General features: G+C 44.3%; 2 protein-coding genes. One reads left to right on the forward strand and one right to left on the reverse strand.

Going from position 1 to position 5,502, the window contains the following annotated elements:
* Nucleotides 1-370: 370 nt before the first annotated feature.
* A complete protein-coding gene (locus tag AC5JM2_RS08190; protein ID WP_495834399.1) occupies nt 371-3,634 on the reverse strand; it encodes a CHAT domain-containing protein in 3,264 nt (1,087 codons plus the stop codon).
* Between the two features lie 916 nt (nt 3,635-4,550).
* Here AC5JM2_RS08190 and AC5JM2_RS08195 point away from each other — a divergent pair.
* Complete coding sequence (locus AC5JM2_RS08195) at nt 4,551-5,297, forward strand: ferritin family protein (RefSeq protein WP_495834400.1); 747 nt, start codon at nt 4,551-4,553, stop codon at nt 5,295-5,297.
* Nucleotides 5,298-5,502 lie beyond the last annotated feature (205 nt).

A 5,502-nucleotide genomic window follows, 5' to 3' on the forward strand; every position in this document is an offset into this window, starting at 1 on the left:
TGTCGTTTCTAACCATAGAGCTGGGGTATTGTTGTGTTGGTAGTTTTTGTATATCGTCTGTTTCCCAGGCGAAGAAACCTCACCCGCCTTCGGCACCCTCTCCTTCAAGGAGAGGGTTTAGAGAGCTTTTTCTTTCTCCCTCTCCTTTATAAGCAGAGGGCTGGGGTGAGGTATCTCGGTGTCGTTTCTAACCATAGAGCTGGGGTATTGTTGTGTTGGTAGTTTTTGTATATCCTCTGTTCCCTGGCGGAGAAACCTCACCCGCCTTCGGCACCCTCTCCTTATAAAGGAGAGGGTTTAGAGAGTCTTTCTCCCTCTCCTTGAAGGAGAGGGAAAGATTTTAGCGTAGCTAAAAGCGAGGGTGAGGTTTCTAACGCCACTCTCCCTGAACAGTGAAACCCGCCCAGTAATAGGGGCTACGCCATTTTGGGTTTTCCCATAACTTGCGTTGTGCTGCACGTAACGCCTCTGATGGAGTTTTCTTTTGCTGCAACAAAACTGTGTAAAATTCCTGCATTAGTATTGATGTGCCTTCATCGTTAACCTCCCACAGCGATAGCATAACCCGCGCTGCACCCGCATACATTAACCCGCGTGTCAACCCCACTAAACCTTCACCGTTGACATTTTTACCAAGTCCGGTTTCGCAGGCACTCAAGACGATTAACTCTGCTGGGTAGTCTTGGTTAAACAAATCTTCCAACCGCAAGTATCCTCTGATTGGCTTGCCTTTTTTATCAAATAATGACAGTACAATCCCGGATAACTCTGGTTGTTCTGGATTGACAAACCCGTGAGTGGCAAAATGCAGGATACGGAATTGATTGAGGGTTTTGCTTGTTGCCCAGTCGTAATTAGCATCAAAGTTCAATGCTTCCAGGCTAGTTGCTGCTGGTATCAGTTTTAAAATTCCTTTTGCTTCTTCTGCTGTGTTGGCTAGCCTGTCCAAACCATCGCGTTTCAGGCTTCTGGCGGAACGGTCGAGGGCAGAACGTTCTGATTGAGGAATGTCAAGGTTAGGACCAGGAGGTTGGGGTTTGTCAGTTTCTCGGCAATCTTCTGATGAGGTGAATCGGCAGTCTGTTGCACTGTATACCGGATCGGCGAGAATGGCTATGGCTTTGGGTGCGCTTTGGCGGTTGGCAAGTTTTTGGCGTTGGATGGCAATGGTAGAGGCTGAGGGTAAATTGATAATTTCATGGTTTATCATCAGTGGTTGGTATTTACTTGAAGTGATATCAGCTAATGCCCCAAAGGGAATGGTTTGCAGCCCACCATCAGCAACAATCACCAAACGCTTTCCTGTTAATTTATCGGCAACAGGTGCAAGAATAAGTTGAGTGAGTTGTTTTGCGCTGTTAATCGCTAAGTCAGTAGCTGTTACTTGCTGCGAATCTTCACGGAACCTCGATGCGACTTTTTCTATTTCCTTTTGTCCGGGGAGTGTGTAAACTTGCATAGAGGTGGGAGTGACTGCCCACAAATAACTGTGTTCTTCTCCCAAGGAATATTGCAATAGCAGAGTGTCTTTATCAAGTTGTTGTTGGATTTGCGGTAATTTGAGAATGTCCTTTTCGGGGTTTGGGTTTGTCAGTTTTGCATATTCTGGGCTAGTGGTACGGATTTTGGCTTGCACTTCCTGGTGTTGTCTGAGAAGATCTTCAATTTCTGTGGTGTGTCTTTTAATAGCTGCTTTGGTGATGAAGTCGTTTTTATTTGGTGAAGAAGCTAAATTTTGCCGCAGTGTCTGTGTTGCATCAATTTGCTGTAGTAAGTTACGTTCTTGTTGTACGAGTTCTGGGTTTGCGCCTTTGAGAATTTTGGCATTTGCTTCGGTTAATAGTTCTATCAAACTTCTGGCGCGGGAGCGTTCGCTGATGTGTAGGCCTAATGCGGCGTATCCTTGGGATGGATCTTTTTTGTGCAGTTGCATCAGCAGGTCGATGTAGAATTTGTAAACGTCCTGTTGAGTAGCAAAGTAGGAAGTGCGGAGTTCTTGTCTGTCGATTTTGGTGCGTAATTCTTCGATAATTTTGATTGCGGCTTCTATGTTAGTGCGGGCTGCTTGTAGGTTGCTGCGATCGCGTTCGAGGTACGCGAGGTTGTAAAGGGTTGTAGCTTCTCCTGCTTTGTCGCCGACTTGTTTTCTCAAAGGCAGAGCAGAGTTGTAGTATTTGAGGGCACTCTGGTTGTCTCCTAAATCGGAGTAGACTTTGCCAATATTGTTGAGGGTAGTAGCTTCTCCTGCTTTGTCGCCCACCTCTTTCATTAAAGGCAGAGCAGAGTTGAGGTATTTGAGGGCACTTTGTTTATCTCCTAAATCGGAGTAGACTAAGCCAATATTGTTGAGAGTTCTTGCTTGTCCTGCTTTGTCGCCGACTTGTTTTCTCAAAGGCAGAGCAGAGTTGTAGTATTTGAGGGCACTCTGGTTGTCTCCTAAATCGGAGTAGACTTTGCCAATATTGGTGAGGGTAGTAGCTTCAAGAGCTTTGTTGCCCACTTGTTTGATCAAAGGCAGAGCAGAGTTGAGGTATTTGAGGGCACTCTGGTTATCTCCTAAATCCGAGTAGACTTTGCCAATATTGGTGAGGGTTCTTGCTTCTCCTGCTTTGTCGCCGACTTGTTTTCTCAAAGCCAGAGAATCGTTGTAGTATTTGAGGGCACTTTGTTTATCTCCTAAATCGGAGTACACACCGCCAATATTGTTGAGGGTTGTTGCTTCTCCTGCTTTGTCGCCGACTTGTTTTCTCAAAGCCAGAGAATCGTTGTAGTATTTGAGGGCACTTTGTTTATCTCCTAAATCGGAGTACACACCGCCAATATTGTTGAGGATTGTTGCTTCTTTTGCTTTGTCGCCGACTTGTTTACTCAAAGGCAGAGCAGAGTTGTAGTATTTGAGGGCACTCTGGTTGTCTCCTAAATCGGAGTAGACTGAGCCAATATTGTTGAGGGTAACAGCTTGCTGTACTTTGTCGTCCACTTGTTGACTTAAAGGCAGAGCAGAGTTGTAGTATTTGAGGGCACTCTGGTTGTCTCCTAAATCGGAGTAGACTTTGCCAATATTGGTGAGGGTAGTAGCTTCAAGAGCTTTGTTGCCCACTTGTTTGATCAAAGGCAGAGCAGAGTTGTAGTATTTGAGGGCACTCTGGTTGTCTCCTAAATCGGAGTAGACTTTGCCAATATTGGTGAGGGTAGTAGCTTCAAGAGCTTTGTTGCCCACTTGTTTGATCAAAGGCAGAGCAGAGTTGTAGTATTTGAGGGCACTCTGGTTGTCTCCTAAATCGGAGTAGACTGTGCCAATACCAAGCAGGGTAGTAGCTTCCCATTTTTTATCCCCTGCCTTCTGCCACAATACCAGCGCTTCTTGCCATTTTTCTATTGCCTGTCGCAAAGATACTGCTGTCCTTTGTTTGTAAAGTGCTATCCCCTCATGAAAAACTTTTTTGGCTGCGGCGCGGGTTGGATCTTGCTGTGTTGTGACTGGTTGTTGTGCGATTTGCGACTCTTTTAATGTGGTTTTTGCTCTGACTGATTCGGATAAGAAAACGACACTTAGCAAGCAGATTAAGCTGTAAAGCTTAATTTTTGGTCTTAGATATTTGAAAAAATCGCTTTTTGTGGTTTTAGCTTTCATCTTCAAGTTGATATTAATAGTTATGCACAGGAAAATTAGTACCGTATAAATACGGCAGGTAGATACAAAATATTAAATTTTTATCAGAAAATATACGTAAATTGTCATGGAGATTAGTTTAAAGCCAGCGTGGACATTAAATCAACCTGGTTTCGTTTTCTGCAACAAAGTTTAGAGAAGTTGTCTTTTTGGAGTGGAAGATGATTTTAGAGTTGCTCATGGGTGTTTGTCCTCACTTTTATACTTCTATTTCTGAGGTTTGAGGACTTATGCAGTTTTTGTGATCGAAATTAGGGGTGTAGGGGTGTAAGGGTATAAGGGTGTAGGGGTATAAGGGGAAGAAAGTAAAACACTCTTACCTGAGATCTTGCACCATAACTTTCGTCCGCCAAGAAATAAATTTCTTGGCTCAAAGTTCAAGTCCGTTAAAACTGAGATCTTGCACCATTCTCAATAACTGTAAGGTGGGCACTGCCCACAACGTAAAAATAGGAGTTTCGCGCGAACGATAAACAGTGCCCACCCTACAAAAATTGCTTTCGTCCGCCAAGAAATAAATTTCTTGGCTCAAAGTTCAAGTCCGTTAAAACGGACTGGGTAAGTTTTTGAGGAGGCACTGCGTTGGGCGGGTTTCCCGACTTGAAGCATGTGCCGTTCCGTTTTAACGGACTTGGGTTATTAGCCTTGAACTTGAGTTCAAGGCATACTATCGGTGAGGTTTAAGATCTCAGTTACCCAATCTGATTCCAAAGTTGTCGCAACTAACGAATAAACCATTCACTTACACCCCTACACCCCTACTTCTTCTCCCCACCCTTACACCCCTATACCCTTACACCCCTAGTTTTGCTCACAAAATCAAAAATGAGGATTAGCATAAGTAATGTAACTTCCTCACAATCCGCGCGACTTACTCATGAACTTCTCGACTTATGTCATGCACTTAGTTGGTTCTGGTGCGATCGCTTATTATTATGCTTTGCAAATCCGTGATCTGAAAACCCGCCCTAATGTGCTTGCAGGCTTTCAGTTAGCAGAGTCTGGTTCAGTTCCATATCTGACAAAGCTGGGCGATCGCGCAGCAGCAGAAGGCGACACATGGCTTGCCGAAAAGCTGGCAAAACACGCATCCGATGAAAATAGGCACGGTCAAATTTTTGCCCATGCCTTAAAACAACTTAACAAAAAAGTTATAGATTTCAAAAGTTTGCCTCAGAATACAGAGGAAAAGAAAACTCAACAACGGCGCAGCCCCTTTTTTGCTGCATACTATGAAGGTTACTCTCAAGAGCAGCTTAAACCTGAGATCGTTGATTGGGATGTGTTCATGGCTAGCACCTACATCTTAGAGTTGGATGCTAGCAAAGACTTTACTCGCATGGCGAACGTGTTACCTGAAGATGATCCAATTGCTCGTAACCTCAAACTAGGGATGTTGAGCATTGCTAAGGATGAAACAGGTCATGCAGCATATCTTTATGAAGCCATGACACGGCGGATGTCTGCAATCCAAGTGCAGCAACTCGTGGATGAGTGGCGTACTCGTAAGGTCAACGCCTTGGTAGCATTTGCAGGTAATATGTTGCAAGGCAATGATAATAGATCTTCCTTGGTGCAAGATGGTGCGCCATCGGAGAGTGAATCTGAATTGATGGTTGCGTAAAGAAAAAGGGGTGTAATACCATTTCACGAAATTCTTGATACAAATGATTAGTCTCTAATTCTTTCTCCCCTGCTCCCCTGCTCCTCTGCTCCTCTGCTCCTCTGCTGCCTATTTGTATCAACCTTAAAGTGAAACGGTATAAGGGGGTAAGGGTGTAATACCATTTCACGAAATCCTTGATACAAATGATTAGTCTCTAATTCTT

It is taken from the genome of Brasilonema angustatum, from assembly GCF_059505445.1.